Source organism: Arthrobacter sp. 'calajunan', assembly GCF_046940185.1.
GTDB classification, from domain to species: Bacteria; Actinomycetota; Actinomycetes; order Actinomycetales; family Micrococcaceae; genus Glutamicibacter; species Glutamicibacter soli.
On record NZ_JBKZDY010000003.1, the window covers coordinates 254,003 to 272,000 of the forward strand.

A 17,998-nucleotide genomic window follows, 5' to 3' on the forward strand; every position below is an offset into this window, starting at 1 on the left:
TTACTGGTCCTCCTGGATGTCCACGGCGAAGTTCGCCGCGGTGATTTCTTGAATGCTTGCCGCGGTCTCACCCGGGGCGCAGGCCCGCAGGATGAGTGCCCCGTCTTCGATGTCGAAGACGGCGCGGTCGGTGATGATGCGGTTGACGACCCCGACGCCGGTCAGCGGCAGGTCGCACTTTTCAACGATTTTGCTGGTGCCGTCCTTGGCCACGTGGTCGGTGAGCACGATGACGCGCGGGGTGCCGGCCACCAGGTCCATGGCTCCGCCCATGCCCTTCACGAGCTTGCCGGGGATGGTCCAGTTGGCCAGGTCGCCGTTGGCGGCGACCTGCAGCGCGCCGAGGATGGCGGTGGCCACGTGCCCGCCGCGGATCATCCCGAAGCTGGTGGCCGAGTCGAAGAAGCTGCCGCCGGGCAGGATGGTCACGGTCTGCTTGCCGGCATTGATCAGGTCTGCGTCTTCTTCTCCCTCGTAGGGGAACGGCCCCATGCCCAGCAGCCCGTTCTCGCTTTGCAGCTTGACCGAGACGCCCTCGGGCAGGTGGTTGGCCACCATGGTCGGAATGCCGATGCCCAAGTTCACGTACTGGCCGTCGGTCAGCTCGCTGGCGGCGATGGCCGCCATTTCGTCGCGGGTCCACATGGCTAGCCCTCCTGCCTGCTGCGCACGGTGCGCTGTTCGATGTCCTTGGTGCTGTCGGCTTGGACGAGCGTCTGCACGAAGATGCCCGGGGTTTCCACCAGCGACGGGTCGAGGAAGTCTTCGCGGATATGCTCGGCTTCGGCGAAGGTGTGGCGGCCGGACATGGCCGCCAGCGGATTGAAGTTCTTGGAGGTCATGCGGTAGCGCAGGTTGCCTTCGGCATCCGCCTCGTAGGCCTTGACTAAGGCGATGTCAGCGAAGATGCCGCGTTCAAGGATGGCCGGCTTGCCGTTGAACTCCATGACTTCCTTGCCCTCGGCCACCGGGGTGCCGACGCCGGTGGGGGTGAAGAAGGCCGGGATGCCCACGCCGCCGGCGCGCAGTCGTTCGGCCAGTGTGCCCTGGGGGCAGAATTCGACCTCCAGATCCCCGTCGAGGAACTGCTGGGCGAAGAGCTTGTTCTCCCCGACGTAGGAGGCGAGGACCTTGGAGACCTGCTTGTTCTCCAGCAAAAGGCCAAGGCCCTTGCCGTCGACTCCCATGTTGTTGGAGACGATGGTCAGGTTCGTCGCGCCCGAGTCCCGCAGCGCCTTGATGAGCCGGGTGGGATTCCCGCTCAGGCCAAAGCCTCCCACGGCGATGGTCATGCCGTCCTTGACGACTTCGGCCAGTGCGGCCGCCGCGTCGTCGCGATACTTCGTTGTCATCGATTCCTCCATGCCGTCCACGATGTGGAGTGCAGTTCTGATTACCTCCAAACCTACGTAGTCGCAGGTAGGCATTCAATAGGCGGTGCCGCATTGGAGCGGTATTGCTCAGATGATGGGGAATCGTGGACACTGCGTCCATAATATGGACGAATGTTGCCACGGATTAAACCACGTCGAATTCGTTGCCCTCCGGATCCTGCATGGCGATCGCGTAATGGCCCATGGACGGCTCGTCGTGGATGCCGAGGACGACAGCTCCGCGGGCGGCCAGGCGATCGGCCATGGCGCCCACACGCTCGACGCGGGTCTCCAGCGGAACACCCCGTCCTCCGCCGACTTTCAGGTCGAAGTGCCAACGGTTCTTCATGGTTTTCGATTCGGGAACCTGCTGGAACCAGATGCGAGGCCCGCGGCCCGTGGGGTCGATGATGGATTCGGGGAGGTCGCCTGAGCCGGGAGGCAGTTCGTCGTCGGGCACTCCCATGTCCTGCCAGTATGCGCGCCAGCTGGCGTGGCCGGCGGGCGGAGGTTCCGGCACGTAGCCCAGCGCCTCGGCCCAGAACTCCACCATGTGCTGCGGGTGCGCGCAGTCGATGGTTAGCTGCATGGTCATCTCCGGTGTCGAATCAATGCCAGCAGTATGGCAGAGACGCGCTGCGAGGACGCCGGACTGGCGGCTGCCATCCAGATGCTGGTGCACCGTCACAAGTTCCGGCCGTGGACGCCAATCGTCCATAATGTGGGCATGAGTACAACACCTTCCGGGGCGCAGGTTGTCGGACGCCTGGCAGCCGTATTGCGCACCGTGAGCACCTCCATGCCCCAGGGCATCACGACCACGGAGGTCGCGCGGCAGGCGGGGCTGCCGAGACCCACCGTGCACCGGCTGCTGACCGCATTGGTGGCCGAAGGCTTCTGCGACCACGACAACGCCACCGGACATTGGCTGCTGGGCCCGGAGCTCTATCTGATGGGTGCGGTGGCCGCCGAACGCTACGACATCAGCGAACTGGCCCGGGTGCATGTCGCGGCGCTCGCGGAAGCGACCGGCGAGAGCGCGTTCCTCTCCGCCCGGCGCGGGGATGAGACGGTCTGCCTGCTGCGCCAGGACGGAGCTTTTCCCATCCGCTCCTTCGTCCTCTACGAGGGGCGGCGCTTCCCGCTGGGTGTTGCCTCGGCAGGGATCGCGATCCTCGCGTTCCTGGCCGAATCCACGGTGGAGAACTACCTGCAGTCCCACGACCTGGTGCCCGAATACGGGCAGGCCCATTCGGCCGAGGCGCTGCGAGCCAAGGTCGCCGAAACCAGGACGCTGGGATATTCGGTGAACCCGGGGCTGATCGTCGAGGGCAGCTGGGGCATGGGAGCGGCGGTCTTCGACGCCACGGGCCAGCCAGCCTGGGCGCTGAGCCTGACCGGCATCCAGAGCCGATTCGAGGAGGCCCGCCGCAAGGAGCTGGGGCAGCTGCTGCTGCACCACGCGCATGAACTGTCGACGCAGTTGCGCCGCAGCCCCGGAGCGATCACCCGGTAGCCGGACAGGCGGCATCGCCGGGGCCGGTTGGAAGCCAGCTGACCCCGGCGATGCTTCTTGGCTGTGATAACTGGTTAGAGCACTTCGCGGCGTGCGATGCGGGTGACCGTTTTCACCAGCATCAGGACCAGCAGGATCACACCCACATACCCGTTGATCACATAGACCACGTTGACCATCTGGGAGAACGGAATCAGCAGGCCAATGAAAGTGCCCAGTGCGGCCAGGCCGATGGTCAGGTACTTGAAGCCTGGGGTCTTATCGGGGAAAAAGCGCGAAGATACCGTCCACAGCAGCGGTACCGCTGTGGTGTAGATGCCGGCAAGGATGATTACCGAAATGCCGGAGGCAACCCACGGGGCGATGTCATTGGCCAAAACCAGCATGGGAATTTCGGCTCCCGTCAAGCGTTCGATGTTGGCCAGCAGACCCAGCGCAATGATGACGCACGCAATGGAGAATGCGGCAGCACCCAGTGCTCCGCCGGAAGCTGCCTCCTTCTTGCTGCGCGCGGTCTTGCCCAGCGCGGTGAGGAAGGCTGCGAGCCAGAGCATGCAGAATCCGACATAGGACAGTCCGGCCATAAACCAGTTGCTTGACGCTCGGGTCAGGTCAAGGGAATCGGCAATGGCGTTGCCGGAAGCGATGCCGCCGGGATTGTTGACGATTCCGACGATGCCCAGGGTGATGGCGATGACCACGATCAGCGGACCGATCTTGCCAATGACGTCGACCAAGCTCTTGAGCCCGAACCAGACGCTGATTCCTACTGCCAGTGCCAGAGCGAGTCCGCCGATGTACTTGGAGATCCCGAAATGTTCCTCGAACACTGCGCCGGCTCCAGCCACCATGACGGTAAAGCTGAGGAAAACGAAGAGGATGGAGAAGAAGTCGAAGAAAGTACCGAGGTAGCGCCCGCAGTAGTAGTGGAAGATGTGTGATGGTTTGTCGAATTTCTTCGCGTTGCCCACGACAAAGAACTCAACTGCAACGTATGTCATCAGCACCAGCACCAGCGCGCCGGTGCCGAAGACGCCCCAGAAGCCGTAGGAACTGAAATATTGGATGATTTCTTGACCCGTCGCGAAGCCCGATCCGATCAAAAATGCGAGGATGGCTCCCGCGTAGGTCAGTACCCGTAGGACACTGGTTTTCTCGCCGGTGGCCAAGTGTGCCCTGGTGGCAGTTTTGTCTGTCATCTTGCCGCGACTCCTTTGCATATCAGTTTTCTAGGACTGATTGATAGTTAATGCACTATTGATATATCAGTAATGCAAATCACGTTAGGCTCATCGATGTGATCTAGTCAACAAGTTGACGGTACATTTCTAGCCGCATAGGCGTACTGATCGCAGTCATGAGTTGCCGGACGGGATCTGACGGGCTGAATATTAGCGCGGGAGAGTGAGCTTCATGCCCCGCGTAGGTGGAACACTGGACTGTCTGGCTGCCTGTGTGATCTTCCGGCTGCATTTGTGGAACAGACTTGTGACTTCCTGCGGTAGTCTGTGCTCCGGACGTGTTCGCGGCGAAGACGTCGGCTCGAGCTCTGGAAGGTATTTGTGGGCAATATTCCGTCAGGCATCAACACGCCTGAGATCTTGGTGGACGTGGAAAAACTGGAGCGGAATATCGCCCGGGTGGCCCAGCGGGTATCCAGCCAGGGGCTGAAGCTGCGCCCCCACGCCAAGACCCACAAGATGCTGGAGGTCGCCGACCGCCAGCTCACCGCGGGGGCCGCGGGCCTGACCGTCGCCACCGTCGGCGAGGCGCTGAACTTCGCCTTGCACGGGGTGCCGAAGCTGTTCATCGCTTACCCCCTGTGGATCAACGAATCCCAGGCCGAGCGCATCCTTGAACTGATGAAGCGGGCCAAGCTGAGCATCGGCACCGACTCGGTCGCCGCCGTGCAGCAGATGGCGAAAATGCTGGGGGAGAAGGCGCCCAAGGTCAAGCTCATGATCGAGATCGACAGCGGCCACCACCGCAGCGGCGTCGCCCCGGCTCAGGCCGTGGAGATCGCCGACGCCGCCCGCGACGCCGGACTGCGCGTGCATGGCGTGTTCACCTTCCCCGGCCACAGCTACGCCCCGAACGCCATCGACGAGGCAGTCAACCAGGAGCACAAGGCGCTCGCCGAGGCAGCCTGCCTGCTGCGCAAGGCCGGGCACCAGGTCAAGCGGATCAGCGGAGGCTCCACTCCCACCGCAGAACTGAGCGACAACTCGGTGCTGACCGAGGTCCGCCCCGGGGTCTACGTCTTCGGCGACGCCCAGCAGTTCGAGCTGGGGCGCACCGGATGGAACGACATCGCGCTGAGCGTGGCCTCCACCGTCATCAGCCGCCACGAGGGCTCCGCAGACATCCCGCGGCGCATCGTGGTGGACGCCGGCAGCAAGGTTCTCGGCTCGGACCGCCCGGCCTGGGCCAGCGGCTACGGCCGGGTCATGGAATGCCCCGAAGCCTCGATCACCGCGCTGTCCGAACACCATGCAACCATCGACTGGCCCGAGGAACGGGAACTGCCCGGCTACGGCGAGCAGCTGCGCATCATCCCGAACCACGTCTGCGTGGCGGTGAACCTGGTGGACTCCGTGCTGGCGATCCACCCGGATGGCGCCGTCGAGCGCTGGGACGTCAACGCGCGCGGGCTGAACTACTAAGGGCCCAAGGCTGACTTCTTAAGGACAGCGGCTCAGGGCGCCGGCTCCAGCTGCTGGGTGGCGTGCGGGTCCCACAGCTGCGCCTTGGACAGCGCCTGCGGCAGCTCGTGGCCGCAGGCCTCGTCGAGCAGGTCGGGGTCGCCGACCACCACCAGCAGGCTGCGGGCGCGGGAGAAGCCGACGTAGAGCATCTCCGCGGCGCGGCCCATGTCCTTGAAGCCGTTCACGCACAGGATCACCACGCTGCGCTCCAGGCCCTTGAAGCCGAGCACGTGCCCGTAGAACTCGCCGTCGCGGCGGTGGAACTCGGGCCAGTACTCGCTGTCCACGGTGCCGTCCTCGAAATGCCCCTGGTGGACGGGGTGGCGTTTGTTCGTGGTCAGCAGCGCGATCTGGTTGTTCGCCCAGCCCTCGTCAAGCAGCGCGTCCACGCAGTCCGAGGCGGTGTCGATGCTGTCCTCGGTGCTGCTTGCCACGAAGCGCACCGGGATCCCGTCGCCGCCGCGCAGCTTGCTGGCCTGGTCGATGAATCCCTTGAAGGTCTGCGCGATGCTGCGCGTGTTGCGCAGGTTGTCGTCGACATGGATGGGAACCAGCGCGGCGGCCGGGCCGAAGCTTTCGCCCACTGCCTCGCCGTCCCAGCGGCGGTAGACATCCTGCCGGCTGTCCATGAAGGCGTAGACCCGGCCGCCGGTGGGATCCACAGTGCAGGAAAGCAACGCCTCCCACCAGTCCGGGGCGAAGTCCTGGGCTTCGTCCACGATCACCGCATCCAGCTTCAGCCCGGCGTCCAGCCCCGGGCCGATCTCGCGCAGCATCGCGGGCATGGCCACGTCGAAGTATTCCTGTCCGCTGCCGTCGGGCACCCCCAGGCTGCGCGCGTATTCATGGAATTCGCCGGTGTGCACCGGTTTGTTCTGCCGCCAAGTGCCGACCTCGGATTTCAGGTAGTGGCCCAAGCCCTTGTTGTAGCAGAACAGGCCAACCCGCAGCCCCTGCTTGGACAGCTCGCGCGCCTTGGCCAGGGCCATCCAGGTCTTGCCGCTGCCGGCGCCGCCGATGAAGCGCACCCGCGGCAGCGAGCGGGTGGCCGAGAGCAGGATCTGTTGGCGGGCGGTCAGGGTCTCCTGGACCTGCTCGTTGCCCAGCGCCTGGGCGTAGTCGACTTCGGCCTGGTCCCCGCCCAGCGGGCCGGTGGAGGAGGTCAGGTGCTTGACCATGCGTTCGGCGAAGTCCAGGGTCAGCCCGGCCAGGCCTCCGCCCTGGTTCTCGATGGCGCTGCGCACGTGCTGGGCGATCTGCGGCATCTGGCCGCGGTCGATGATCAGCTCGCGGGGGAATCCCACCGAGGTGTAGTCAGCAGGCCACGGGGTGTAGGGCAGGACTACGATGTGCGCCATGCGGCTGGTGACGCGGGTGCCCATCAGCGGGTAGAGCACCTCCTTCAAGGCGTGGGCGGAGCTTTGCACCTGCGCCATGGGGCTCTGCTTGAGCCGGTGTTTTCCCTTGGCATCCGACTGGTACCAGCAGCCCTCCGAGCTGGAGACCAGGCCGCCCTTGACCTCGATGGCGGCGATGCCCACCTCGGGCCAGAGCACCAGCAGGTCGATCTCGTGCTCGGCGCTGCCATCGCGCAGCTGCACCGAGTGGAAGAGCAGGGCATCCTCGGGCAGCGCGTCGCGCAGCGCCTCGAACACCGCCTTCTCCGCTCCGCCCTTGTCCGTGAACTCCGGATCCTGCGGATAACACCGTGCCATTGATTCCCCCGTGTGATGTTCTGCGGCGCGAAGACGGCCGTCCTACGGGAAGTTTAGGCAGATCAGTGGAGATTTGTCATTCAGATGTCGCCGCGGCGGGCTCCGGGTCCGCTTCGGGTTCCGGCAGCGGCAGCAGCGTGATGGCCACCCAGCCGATCCCGACCCCGATAAGCACCGCCAGGATCGGCGCGCCGGTGACGAAGAGGATGATGATCAGGAACGCCGCGACCGGCTTGCCCCAGCCTGCGACCACAGCGGCCGCCATGCCCGTCCCCGTGGCCCGCAGCAACGCTATGAAGCTAGGCGAGGTCGATGACGGTTGGGTGGTTCCGGCCAACGCAAGCGATGGGCTGCATTCCTCGGACAAGTCGCTGCTGATGGCCATTGATCGCGACGGTGTGGTGCTGGCGGCTGTCCGGGCTATGGCAAGCCAAACGATTCATTCACCATCGAGTCGGCGTGGGGCCGGACGGCGAGACCACCTGCAGAGACGCCTCCGCGAACCTGCCGGCCTACCCGTACGCCTTGGAAGCGATGACCAAACTTATCGAAGAGCAGAGCATGAAGCGCGAGGAAATCGCCGTCACCACCGCGCCGATGGGAACCGAATTCGCGGTGATCTCAGGCACCTGCAGCGGCGGCCGAATAAATAGGGCTGAAGACCAAGACCAACACCGCCACCCCCGGGGCGCTTTACCCGCGCTGATCTCCGACCCGGGTGCCCGCAAGGGAAGCAATCTGTTCTACACCAGCTGGTACGTGTCGAGTGGGAACCCGATGGGACGTTCTCGATCCTGCGCACCGATAACCTCTCGAACTACGGCAACCGGTCGGTCTCTGAATTAGATGGCATCGTCAACAAGCCGCTGGGCGCGATGGATTCTGGGAGCGTTTCATTAGGGCAGTAGAAGTGCAGAAAACCACCTACGCGCACATTCCCTGGCTGCCGTGGTAGTCGTCGCCAAGCAGCATCGGGCACCGATAGGAAATGGATTAGCAACAGCCTCCGGATCCGCACGAATCCGGCAGGCTGCTGCTTTCGATGCGAGTCGGATTGCGGGTCACTGCCAGTAGCGGACGGTGATAGAGGGCCCGACTTCGCGTTGAACGTCTTTGGCCAGTCGATGGCCGGTCTGTGTCCACCGCCGAACGTCGAATCCCATGCGCCAGCCGTGATCCCAATGCATGTGCTCCTGGAATTGGGTATTCCACTGCGAAAGCCGGGCGCAGAGGGTGTCGGACAGGCCGTAGTCCTCCGGGACCTGCATGCCGCATTCCCACAGCGGCCATTCGGCACCGTAATCGCAAAAGATCCGGAGGAGCCTTTGGTCCTCGCAGGGTATTTGGTTACTCATCTCCAAAGCGTACGCTGGCCGACAGTGACTAGGAGTGACAGAATGCTCCCGGTCAGGGGGATGCTGAGGCAAGATGCTTGGCGCTCTCGAGGATCACCCTTGCGCCGGCCACGCCCTGACCGAAAAGCAGCGCGAGGCCATCGGCTGGGATATGCTGCACAAGCTGCCCGAGTTGACCGTCCTGGAAATGGCCAAGAAGAAGCCGCTGCCGTTCCCTCCGGAACCGGCGGCTTGGCTAGGGGTTAAGATGATGACTTCGGCCATGGCGCGCGCTGATCGCCGCGAAGGCAAGCGGGGACTGCTCCTGCGAACCATGGATGCTATTGGAATGGGATTTGATTCATGAGCGAAAACACCACCGTCTTCGAGATCGGGGCGAACACCCGCAGCGTCGACGCACTGTCCGTTGAACTGGCCCACGAGCCGGTGCCTGCGGAGCAGTCGCTGGCCGGGGACCCGACCACCGCCGCCGAATCGCTGGGCGAGATCTTCGGCGCCGAGTTCGGCCTGTGGGAGATGAGCGCCGGCACGATGAGCGATGTTGAGGCCGAGGAATTGTTCATTGTGCTGTCGGGCACCGCGAGCGTCACGATCCATCCGGTCAATGGCTTCGAGGAGCAGACCGTGAACCTGGTTCCGGGCAGCATCTGCCACCTGCGCGAGGGCATGAACACCACCTGGGTGCTTGAGGCACCGCTGCGCAAGATGTACCTGGCGAAGTAACCTCCGCCAGACCCGCAGCAGGCGGTGAAATGAACAAAAATTTTGTTCATTTCACCGCCTGCTGCTTTTTCGGCATTCCCAAACGCGGCCGACGGATCTAGCCTGAAATCCCTGCCGGCGTTGAGGAGCGGGAAAATGTCAGTGAACAAGGAAACGGTCCAAAAATACATCGACGGATTCAACAAGAACGACCATACCCAGATCCTGGCCTGTCTGGCCGAGGACATCGTCTGGACCGTCTTCGGGCATTTCCGCCTCACCGGCAAACAAGCCGATGATGCCGCCATAGAGAACGAGGACTTCACCGGATATCCGCTGCTGCGCATCGTGCGCATGGCCGAGGAGGACGACACAGCCATGGCGGAGATCCACGGTGAAACCCACCGAGCCACTGGAGAGCAGTTGCGCATGGCCATGGGAGAGGTCTTCGTCATGCGCTAGGGGCTGATCTGCGAGCGCCGTGCGTTCGTGATCAACCTTGAGGAGAACGACTACAAATGGCTCTTGAAATGCTGTGCAGGAGTAGGACGCGCACTTCATTCGCTGCGGACTACTGCGGACAATGAGATGCCCGGGCCGTCGGAGGAGACAACAGCCCGGTCAGACTCATGAGGTGCTCTAGGCGTTAGCCGCCACCACCTGCGGCCACCATGAAGGTTGGGTCCACAAATCAAGCTCGGCTTCCAGTGCGAGGCCCAGGGCGAAGACCATGACTTATTCTAGGTGCGTCCCCCGATCTGCACGCGGGTGGACACTTCTTCGGGCATGACACCGGAATTGCGCAGGGCGTTTGCCGCCGCACGGGTATCCGCCCAGATTGATGGTCGGCTCGACCTCGACGGTGCGCTGCACCACGGCATCCAGCAGTTCAACAGGAGACAGTTCCTTGATGCGGAAGGGCTCGACGGCCATGGCTGCGGTCAGATGGTGCAGTCGAATTCGCTGGGAAAAGCGGAGAATCAAGTCCTTTCTGCCTGAGGCTAGGCTCCCATCGACTTCCAGGACAGCGATATTGTCAATCCTGTTGAGTTGTTGCTGAAACATGCCGAGGGTGGGGCGACCAAAAAGTGCCCCACCACGGCAGTTGGGGGTCTACGATGGTGGGGCACATGCGGGGAAGCTCAGGCGCGGGGCTTGCGCTCCCGACGTTCCTGGAGCAGCGCTTGGCGCAGCTCGGTATCGGCAGCGACGTTCGCTGCCGTGCCTGCTAGCGCGAAGGCCGCGTCAAGCACCGCCTGGTCGGCGCCCGCCGAGCAGGTCTCCGCGGCGAACGCGGCGGTGTGCGGCATGCCGACCGCGTCCAGCACGGCAATCACCGGGTGGATTGCCGGCAGGTACTGGGACACGTTGCCCATGTCGGTGGAGCCTCCGCCGGTGCTGCCTGCCGGAAGCTGCAGCAGGTTCCTGCCGGTGGCACGAAGGGAGTTGTTCCAGAGGGAAAGGATGCGCTCGTCCTGTAGCACCGGAAGGTAGGCGGGGCAGGACTGCTCCCAGTCCATCTCGCAGCCGCTGGCCAGCGCCGCGCCGCGGCAGGCGCGCAGCACCTTGTCCTTGACCTCCTGCTGCAGCGCGGCGTCGTGGGCGCGGACCTCGATCTCCAGGCTGGCCTGCGCCTGGATCACGTTGGTGACCGCCCGAGTGGGCAACACCACCGCGTTGATTCGGATGCCGTCGGGCAGCTGCTGGCGCAGCAGGCCGATGGCCACCTGGGCGATGGTCGCGGCATTGGAAGCGTTAACCCCGTGCGAGGGGGCGGCCGCTGCATGGGAGGCGGCGCCGGTGAAGTGCACCTTGAAGCGGTCGCAGCCCTGCGAGGAGGTGCCGGTGCAGTCGATGTCCATGCCCGGGGTCGGGTGCACCATGATGGCGAAGTCCACGTCGTCGAAGGCCCCGGCGCGCAGCATCAGTTCCTTGCCGCCGCCGTCTTCCTCGGCCGGGGTGCCCAGCAGCACCACACGCAGGTCCAGCTCCTCGGCCACGCGCGCCAGCGCCAGCGCGGCTCCGACGGCGCCGGAGGCGATGATGTTGTGCCCGCAGGCGTGCCCGATGCCAGGCAGCGCATCGTATTCCGCGCAGATGCCCACCGTCAGCGAACCGCTGCCGAATTCAGCGCGCAGGCTGGTCTCCAGATCGAAGCCGCCGAGCTGCACATTGAAGCCAGCCTGTTCCAGCGGGGCAGCGACGCGGGCCACGGAGCGGTGTTCGTTGAACGCGATTTCCGGGTCGGCATGCAGGGCCGCGGACAGGCCCAGCAGAGTTTGGCTGTGTGTTGCCACGGCCTGCTGCAGGCGCTGTGCGGTGGATGAAGCGGGGGCCAGTTCCATGGGTTATTCTCCTTCGGCCGCTGCGGCCGCTACGGGGGTCGACTCCGCCGGGGCGCCAGCGGGCGTGGGGGTGTCGCGGAAGCGCAGGGCCAGCAGGGCCACTCCCAGGGACAGCACGGCGCAGATGATCCAGACGGCCACGTAGGTGCTGTCGGCCGACACCGTGCTCGAGGCGCCGTCCACCGTGACGGTCACCAGTGCCGAGGACATCACCAGGGCGAACACGGCGCCGGAGACCGAGCCGGAGGCGGTGCGGGTCGTGTTGTACAGCGCGGAGGCGATAGCCACCGAATCAGCCGGGGACTTGCGCACCACGATGGCCGGCAGCAGGCCGAGGATCAGGCCGTTGCCGAAGGCGCCGATGGCCATGGACACCATGAAGGCCGTGGCGTTGTCCGCCATCAGGATCATGCCGCCGAAGGACAATGCGGAGAGCACCGAGCCGGCGATGATCGCGGCACGCGCACCGATCTTCGAGCCGATGCGGTCGGCTTGGGTGGTGCCGATGAACGTCATCAGCGCCAGCACCAGGAACAGCAGGCCGATGGCCGAGCTGCCCAGCCCCAGGCCGAAACCGTAGGTGTTCGGGTCGGTCATGATGAACAGCGACCCGGCGGTCTGCGAACCGAACATCTGGGCGCCGAAGAACGCCGCGGCGACAATCGGCAGGCCGATGCCGGTGCCGGTGAGCACCTTCAGGTCGATCAGCGGGTAGGCCACGCGGCCTTCCACGCGCACCCAGAGCACCAGCAAGACCAGGCCGCCGATAATGGTGCCCCACGTGGCGGCCGAATCCCAGCCCCAGGTCGCGGCGTTGGAAATGCCCAACAGGGCGGACAGCAGGCCCGCGGTCAGCAGCACGGCGCCGGCCCAGTCGATCGTTCCGGCCGTGCGGGTGCTGGACTCGGGAACCAGCCAGGCCACCACCGGGATGCACAACACCAGGAACAGCGCCGGCGCCAGCAGCACCAGGGTCAAGTCGTCAAAAGCGGACAGCAGTACGCCGGAGAACATGGCGCCCAGCGCGCCGCCCAGGGTCAAAGCGCCCACGAGCTTGCCGATGCTGCGCCCGGCCGACTCCTCGTCGCGGCTGCGCACAATCGCGAATTCCAGCGGGAGGAAGGCGCCCAGCGGGGCCTGCAGCGCGCGGCCAACCAACAGCCAGGTGAAGCTCGGAGCAAAAGCCACCAGCAATGAACCGGCCGCGACCAGGCAGACCGTGATCAGCAGCATCTTCTTGTGCCCGTACAGATCCCCGAGCTTGCCGATGATGGGCACGAACGCAACAGTCATCAGCAAGTAGATGACCATGACCCAGTTCAGGGCCGCGGCTTCCACACCGAAATCCGAGCCGATACGGGAGAGCAGGGGAGGGAACCAGCCTTGCAGCAGGCCGGAACCGAATTCCATGACGATCAGGAAGCCGACGGCTCCGCCGGCCACCTTCCTGGTGGTGCGAGTTGTTGATGACATCTGATGATCCGATACTTCAATGAAGGCAGCGAGTTGTTCGAGCCGAGATAAAGCTATAAATACCTGCCGAGTTTCTAAGCACTATGCTTGAAAGTAGACTATTTAGGAGTCATGTTGCAGGATTATTCGGTTGATGCCCTCGATCTGCGGATTATTAACGCCCTGCAAATCCGCCCGCGAGCCCCGTGGACCCAGCTTGCCCCGATCCTCGGCGCGGATGCCGCGACGCTGAACCGGCGCTGGCAGCAGCTGGCCGACCATGGCCTCGCCTGGATCACCACCTTCGACTGGAACGCCTGGGAAGCGGCGGCGCTGGTGGAGATCAACTGCCACTCCGGAGCCAACACCCGGGTCGCGCTCGCGCTGGCCGAATCCCCGGAAGCCATCGCGGTCGACCTGACCGCCGGCGGTCGCGACATCGTGGCAACCGTCGCGGCGCGTGATTCGCACGCGCTGGGAAAGTACCTGCTCGACGAGCTGCCCAAGGTACCCTCCGTGGCCTCGGTGCGCAGCCACCCCATCGCCCGCACCCTCATCGACGGAAGATCATGGCGGGTGCGCGCACTGGACGCCCACGAAAGCGCGCGCATTGCGGGCCTTCCGCTGCCTGCCACCAGCCGTTCCGCGACCCGCAACCCGGAGCTCGAACGGGCAATGCTGGCCCTGCTGAATCGGGACGGCCGAGCCAGCGCCACCAGGATCGCCTCCGAACTGGACCAGAACCCGCGGCATATCCGTGAGCTGCTGGCCTTGATGCAACGCAGCGGATCGCTTATCCAACGCACGGATTTGGCCAGGTCACGCTCGGGATGGCCGGTCAGCGCCTGGCATTTCATGCGCGTCCCGGCCACCAAGCTGGAGGGCATCGCCGGCAGGCTGGAAAACCTCCCCGAGGTCCGTCTGGTGTCCCACACCGTGGGGCCGCACGATGTGATCATGGACGTCTGGCTCAAGGACCTGGGCGAAGTGCAGCGGCTGGAGCAGGCCCTGGAAATCCGCCTGTCCGGTTTGGCCATCAGCGACCGGTCGGTGGTGCTGCGCACCGTCAAGCAGATGGGCCAGATTCTCGACGACCAGGGCCGCTCGATGGGGCGCAGTCGTCTTTAGCGCGGGACCTCGGGCAGCTGCAGATCGCTCAGGGCTCCGTGCGCAGCACCCGCAGCAGGCAGCGTTCGGCAGGATCCAGGTGATGTCGGGTCTTCAGCTGCCGGTACGAACGGCGCAGCCGGTCCAGCCGCTCGGGTTCCTCGCACAACAGCAGGACCCTTGGGTCGATATAGGATTCCCGGGCGATCGTCGGCGTATTGCCGAGCTTCGCGGCCGCTGTTTCCACCGCGTGCTTGGCCAGCTGCTCCGGTGCCTGGGCGTCGGCGCCCGGGACCTCGAGCAGCGCCTGCAGTGCGCAGGTCGTGCCGCCCCAGGTCCTGAAGTCCTTGGCCGTGAAAGGCCCGTCCATGGCCTGGCGCAGGTAGCTGTTCACCCGATCGGCATCCATGCGGTGCGCATGGTTGTTCTCATCGAGAAATCGGAAGAGCTCGTGGCCTGGCATGTTCTTCAACTCCTCGAGGATGCGCATCAACTTGGGAGCGCTCACGCGAATGGACTGGGGCTGCCCCGATTTTCCGGTGAACTCCAGCTTCAAGGATGCGCGGGCCGGCTTGACGTGCTTGCGGCGCAGGGTCGTAGCTCCGAAGGAGACGCCTGCACCGGAGCGGGCCGGCGTTCCGACCCGCAGCAGATGCTCGTCGATGAGCGCGATGACCGCCGCCGCAACCTTCTGCTCATTGGCCGAACGCCGACGGAGGTCCTTGCGCACTTGGGCGCGCAGTTGCGGCAGGGCGGTACCGAACTCCAGCATCCGGGCGAATTTCGCTTCGTCTTGACGAGCCCTGAACACCGGGTTGTAGATCGACTGGGTGCGTCCTGCCGCATCCACACCGACGGCCTGCACCTTGGCCCGCGTGCTGCGTGCAATCCGCACCTGCTTCCACGCCGGTGGAATGGCCAATCCCTTGATGCGGTCCAGCTCCTGCTGGTCCGTAATCCTCTGCGAGTCCAACTCGTAGTAGAATCCGCGGCCTGCACCCTTGCGGATGATCGGGAGCCGATCCTTGCGTGCCATGCGCCCCGTCCTCAATGTTGTTCCTGCACTTGGCACTACCCTAGGAAAATCACGGATGCCGGCGGTACCCGGCTCGGCGAATTCCAAGGCGGGACGGGACTGCGTCCGCTGCCGGAGTTTCCGGCGGATGCGGGACAAGGCATGATGGGAGCATGGAGAATTCATCCGCACCTGCCTGGACCGCCAACTACCAGCCCGGCGTTCCCGCCGAAATCAAGCTGCCCACCGAATCGCTGAGCCACATGTTCGAACGCTCGGTGCTCGAAGCCGGGTCCAGCCCGGCCACCGAGTTCTTCGGCCGGCGGATGAGCTACAAGGAACTCGGAGAGCAGGTCCAGCGGGCCGCCGAAGGGCTGCGGAATCTCGGCGTGCGCGCCGGAGACCGGGTGGCGCTGATCCTGCCCAACTGCCCGCAGCACGTCATCGCGTTCTATGCGGTGCTCCGCCTGGGCGCCGTGGTGGTCGAGCACAACCCGCTGTACACCTCGCGCGAACTGCGCCACCAGTTCGAGGACCACCAGGCGCGCGTGGTCATCGCCTGGGACAAGGTGGTCGAGCATGTCCAGGAATTCCCGAAGGACATCCAGATCGACGCGATCGTCGCGGTGAACCTGCTGGAGGCCTTCCCTGCCGTCAAGCGCCTGGCGCTGCACCTTCCGGTGAAGAAGTTGCGCGACACCAGGAACTCGCTGACCACCCGCACCCGCGGCACCCTCGCCTTCAAGGAGCTGCTCAAGGCCTCGCCGCTGGATTCGGCGCATCCGTACCCGCAGGTCCAGGACCTCGCGGTCATCCAGTACACCTCGGGCACCACCGGGCGTCCCAAGGGCGCCATGCTCACCCACTTCAACCTGTACTCCAACGCCCTGCAGGGCGAAGCCTGGATGCACGGGGCGCAGGAGCGCAAGGAAATCCTCTATGCGATCCTGCCGATGTTCCATGCCTTCGGGATGACCCTGTACCTGACCTTCGGCATCAAGAAGCAGGGCCTGCTGGTGCTCTTCCCGAAGTTCGACCCGGACATGATCCTGGACGCGTGGAAGAAGTCCCCGGCCAGCGTGTACTGCGCGGTGCCGCCGATCTACGAGCGCACCGCTCTGGCCGCCAAGGAGCGCGGCATGTCCTTGGCCAGCGCCAAGTACTGCATTTCCGGCGCGATGAACCTCCCGGACCACGTGGTGGAGCTGTGGGAATCGATGTCCGGGGGCCTGCTGGTCGAGGGCTACGGAATGACCGAGTCCTCGCCGGTGGCCATGGGCAACCCGTTCCATCCAAGCCGCCATGCCGGCACCATCGGGGTGCCGTTCCCTTCCACCTTGATGAAGGTTGTCGACGTGGACGACCCGAGCCGCGAAGTGGCGCAGGGCGAGCCTGGCGAGCTGCTGATCAAGGGGCCGCAGGTCTTCCGGGGCTACTGGAACAACCCGGAGGAAACCGCGAAAACCCTGACGGCGGACGGCTGGCTGCACACCGGCGACGTGGTCGCGGTGGACGAGGCGGGCTTCGCCACAATGGTGGACCGCGCCAAGGAACTGATCATCACCGGCGGTTTCAACGTGTCGCCGACCGAGGTTGAAATCGCGCTGCGCCAGCATGCGGACGTCGCCGACGCCGCCGCCTTCGGAAAGCCGCTGGCCCGCGGTGGCGAGATGGTGGTTGCCGCCGTCCAGCTGGAAGAGGGCGCGGCCCTGGACGAGGACGCGCTGCGCGAGCACTGCCGCGAGCTGCTGGCCGCCTACAAGGTTCCCAAGCGCATCCTCGCCATCGACGAGATGCCACGCTCGATGCTGGGCAAGATCCTGCGCAAGCAGGTCAAGGACGGTCTGGTCGATTCCATCTGAGGCAGGCCCATCGAGGGGATAGCCAAGAGCAGCAACCCTGCGGTCCTGCTGCGCTATCCCTCCAGCAGCCGCAGGCTGGTTTGGCAGCTCAGCGCTTACGGATCTTGACCTTGAAGTATTCTTCGGCCCACTGCTCGCTCTCCAGCTGGCTGTCATCGCCATCCAGCCAGCTGTGGATCAGCTGGACCAGCCGTTGTGCCGATATTACGGTGCACACGCGATGCAGGCCGGGTCGGGAGTAGTTCCACCACTCGAAGGTGAATTCCTGACCGGACTCCCAGTAGGTTTGCACGAATTCCGGGTGCTCCACTCCCGGCCGGGGCTTGGCAATGGTCAGGAACGGGGTTCGCAGGTGGGGCAATCGATTGATCCAATAGCCCAAGTGCTCGGCGGTGATGCTGTCCCAGCGGTACGAGGAAGAACTGATGTCCAACCCTCGATAGATCGTCGTTCCATCAGCGCTGGTGGAGGTGTGCATGGTTGTTTCGATCCGAGCTGTGGGGGAAGGGTATTCAGCAGATGAGGCTTTCCGGAGCAATGTGCGCAACGAATTCAGCATGTGGAATATGGCTCCTTGTCAGCTCGCTGAGCTGTTCTTCGATGTCGTCAATCCAGTCTCGGTGGATTTCGGGGGTGTATCCGGGCTCGGAATGGGCATGCACGCTAAGCTGTGGCGCGGTGCCCTGCATCCAGACTCCCACATGGTCATCCAGGTCGGAACGCTGCACCAAATCGATCAGGCGTCTTGCGACGTCCAGCTGTTCCTGATCTGTGCGCAGGGCCGTGACGCAGAATTTGATTGCGATTGAATCGTTCATCGTTCGATCTCCTTTCCTGATTGGCCGAAGCCA

General features: G+C 64.5%; 20 protein-coding genes. 8 read left to right on the forward strand and 12 right to left on the reverse strand.

Going from position 1 to position 17,998, the window contains the following annotated elements; all coding sequences use genetic code 11:
* From RF641_RS06010 to RF641_RS06020, 3 genes are all read right to left on the reverse strand, one after another.
* Complete coding sequence (locus tag RF641_RS06010) at positions 1–645, reverse strand: CoA transferase subunit B (protein ID WP_053798824.1); 645 nt, start codon at positions 643–645, stop codon at positions 1–3.
* A gap of 2 nt (positions 646–647) precedes the next feature.
* On the reverse strand, positions 648–1,352 hold the full coding sequence (locus RF641_RS06015; RefSeq protein ID WP_047120141.1) for a CoA transferase subunit A: 705 nt from the start codon (positions 1,350–1,352) through the stop codon (positions 648–650).
* A 166-nt stretch (positions 1,353–1,518) separates the two neighbouring features.
* A complete protein-coding gene (locus tag RF641_RS06020; protein ID WP_424572772.1) occupies positions 1,519–1,968 on the reverse strand; it encodes a VOC family protein in 450 nt (149 codons plus the stop codon).
* Positions 1,969–2,100: 132 nt separating this feature from the next.
* On the opposite strand from RF641_RS06020, the gene RF641_RS06025 reads away from it, so the two are divergent.
* Positions 2,101–2,889, forward strand: a complete 789-nt coding sequence (locus RF641_RS06025; RefSeq protein ID WP_424572773.1) for an IclR family transcriptional regulator — start codon at positions 2,101–2,103, stop codon at positions 2,887–2,889.
* 74 nt (positions 2,890–2,963) lie between these two features.
* Here the strand turns inward: RF641_RS06025 and RF641_RS06030 are convergent, their stop codons facing one another.
* Positions 2,964–4,088 (reverse strand): YkvI family membrane protein, encoded by a 1,125-nt coding sequence (locus RF641_RS06030; RefSeq protein ID WP_113607012.1) that lies wholly within the window; start codon positions 4,086–4,088, stop codon positions 2,964–2,966.
* Between the two features lie 363 nt (positions 4,089–4,451).
* Between RF641_RS06030 and RF641_RS06035 the strand changes: the two genes are divergently transcribed.
* A complete protein-coding gene (locus RF641_RS06035; RefSeq protein ID WP_047120138.1) occupies positions 4,452–5,552 on the forward strand; it encodes an alanine racemase in 1,101 nt (366 codons plus the stop codon).
* 32 nt (positions 5,553–5,584) lie between these two features.
* Here RF641_RS06035 and RF641_RS06040 read toward each other — a convergent pair whose 3' ends face one another.
* The 3 genes from RF641_RS06040 to RF641_RS06050 form a co-directional block, all read right to left on the reverse strand.
* On the reverse strand, positions 5,585–7,309 hold the full coding sequence (locus RF641_RS06040; RefSeq protein WP_424572774.1) for an NERD domain-containing protein: 1,725 nt from the start codon (positions 7,307–7,309) through the stop codon (positions 5,585–5,587).
* Between the two features lie 76 nt (positions 7,310–7,385).
* On the reverse strand, positions 7,386–7,694 hold the full coding sequence (locus tag RF641_RS06045) for a hypothetical protein (protein ID WP_424572775.1): 309 nt from the start codon (positions 7,692–7,694) through the stop codon (positions 7,386–7,388).
* 676 nt (positions 7,695–8,370) lie between these two features.
* Complete coding sequence (locus RF641_RS06050) at positions 8,371–8,664, reverse strand: hypothetical protein (protein WP_161447228.1); 294 nt, start codon at positions 8,662–8,664, stop codon at positions 8,371–8,373.
* A gap of 73 nt (positions 8,665–8,737) precedes the next feature.
* On the opposite strand from RF641_RS06050, the gene RF641_RS06055 reads away from it, so the two are divergent.
* The 4 genes from RF641_RS06055 to RF641_RS06070 all read left to right on the forward strand — a co-directional run bounded on the left by RF641_RS06055 (position 8,738) and on the right by RF641_RS06070 (position 10,365).
* On the forward strand, positions 8,738–9,010 hold the full coding sequence (locus RF641_RS06055; RefSeq protein WP_053798819.1) for a hypothetical protein: 273 nt from the start codon (positions 8,738–8,740) through the stop codon (positions 9,008–9,010).
* Entirely contained in the window at positions 9,007–9,387 is a 381-nt protein-coding gene (locus RF641_RS06060; RefSeq protein ID WP_047120132.1) for a cupin domain-containing protein, read from the forward strand. The genes RF641_RS06055 and RF641_RS06060 overlap by 4 nt, the downstream gene beginning before the upstream one ends.
* A 135-nt stretch (positions 9,388–9,522) precedes the next feature.
* Entirely contained in the window at positions 9,523–9,828 is a 306-nt protein-coding gene (locus RF641_RS06065; protein WP_424572776.1) for a nuclear transport factor 2 family protein, read from the forward strand.
* A 324-nt stretch (positions 9,829–10,152) separates the two neighbouring features.
* A complete protein-coding gene (locus tag RF641_RS06070) occupies positions 10,153–10,365 on the forward strand; it encodes a hypothetical protein (RefSeq protein ID WP_424572777.1) in 213 nt (70 codons plus the stop codon).
* A 143-nt stretch (positions 10,366–10,508) separates the two neighbouring features.
* Here RF641_RS06070 and RF641_RS06075 read toward each other — a convergent pair whose 3' ends face one another.
* Both RF641_RS06075 and RF641_RS06080 read right to left on the reverse strand, forming a co-directional pair.
* The gene (locus RF641_RS06075; RefSeq protein WP_424572778.1) at positions 10,509–11,711 is read right to left on the reverse strand and encodes a M20 family metallopeptidase; all 1,203 of its coding nucleotides are present in this window, start codon (positions 11,709–11,711) and stop codon (positions 10,509–10,511) included.
* A 3-nt stretch (positions 11,712–11,714) separates the two neighbouring features.
* On the reverse strand, positions 11,715–13,184 hold the full coding sequence (locus RF641_RS06080; RefSeq protein ID WP_424572779.1) for an MFS transporter: 1,470 nt from the start codon (positions 13,182–13,184) through the stop codon (positions 11,715–11,717).
* A 111-nt stretch (positions 13,185–13,295) separates the two neighbouring features.
* Between RF641_RS06080 and RF641_RS06085 the strand changes: the two genes are divergently transcribed.
* Positions 13,296–14,291: an Lrp/AsnC family transcriptional regulator gene (locus RF641_RS06085; protein ID WP_424572780.1), complete on the forward strand. Its 996-nt coding sequence runs from the start codon at positions 13,296–13,298 to the stop codon at positions 14,289–14,291.
* A gap of 28 nt (positions 14,292–14,319) precedes the next feature.
* Here the strand turns inward: RF641_RS06085 and RF641_RS06090 are convergent, their stop codons facing one another.
* On the reverse strand, positions 14,320–15,306 hold the full coding sequence (locus RF641_RS06090; RefSeq protein WP_424572781.1) for a DNA topoisomerase IB: 987 nt from the start codon (positions 15,304–15,306) through the stop codon (positions 14,320–14,322).
* Positions 15,307–15,458: 152 nt separating this feature from the next.
* On the opposite strand from RF641_RS06090, the gene RF641_RS06095 reads away from it, so the two are divergent.
* Positions 15,459–17,147: a long-chain-fatty-acid--CoA ligase gene (locus RF641_RS06095; protein WP_424572782.1), complete on the forward strand. Its 1,689-nt coding sequence runs from the start codon at positions 15,459–15,461 to the stop codon at positions 17,145–17,147.
* 88 nt (positions 17,148–17,235) lie between these two features.
* Here the strand turns inward: RF641_RS06095 and RF641_RS06100 are convergent, their stop codons facing one another.
* Together RF641_RS06100 and RF641_RS06105 are read right to left on the reverse strand one after the other, a co-directional pair.
* Entirely contained in the window at positions 17,236–17,706 is a 471-nt protein-coding gene (locus RF641_RS06100; RefSeq protein WP_424572783.1) for a hypothetical protein, read from the reverse strand.
* Positions 17,660–17,965 (reverse strand): hypothetical protein, encoded by a 306-nt coding sequence (locus RF641_RS06105; protein WP_047120125.1) that lies wholly within the window; start codon positions 17,963–17,965, stop codon positions 17,660–17,662. The genes RF641_RS06100 and RF641_RS06105 overlap by 47 nt, the downstream gene beginning before the upstream one ends.
* Positions 17,966–17,998: the final 33 nt, after the last annotated feature.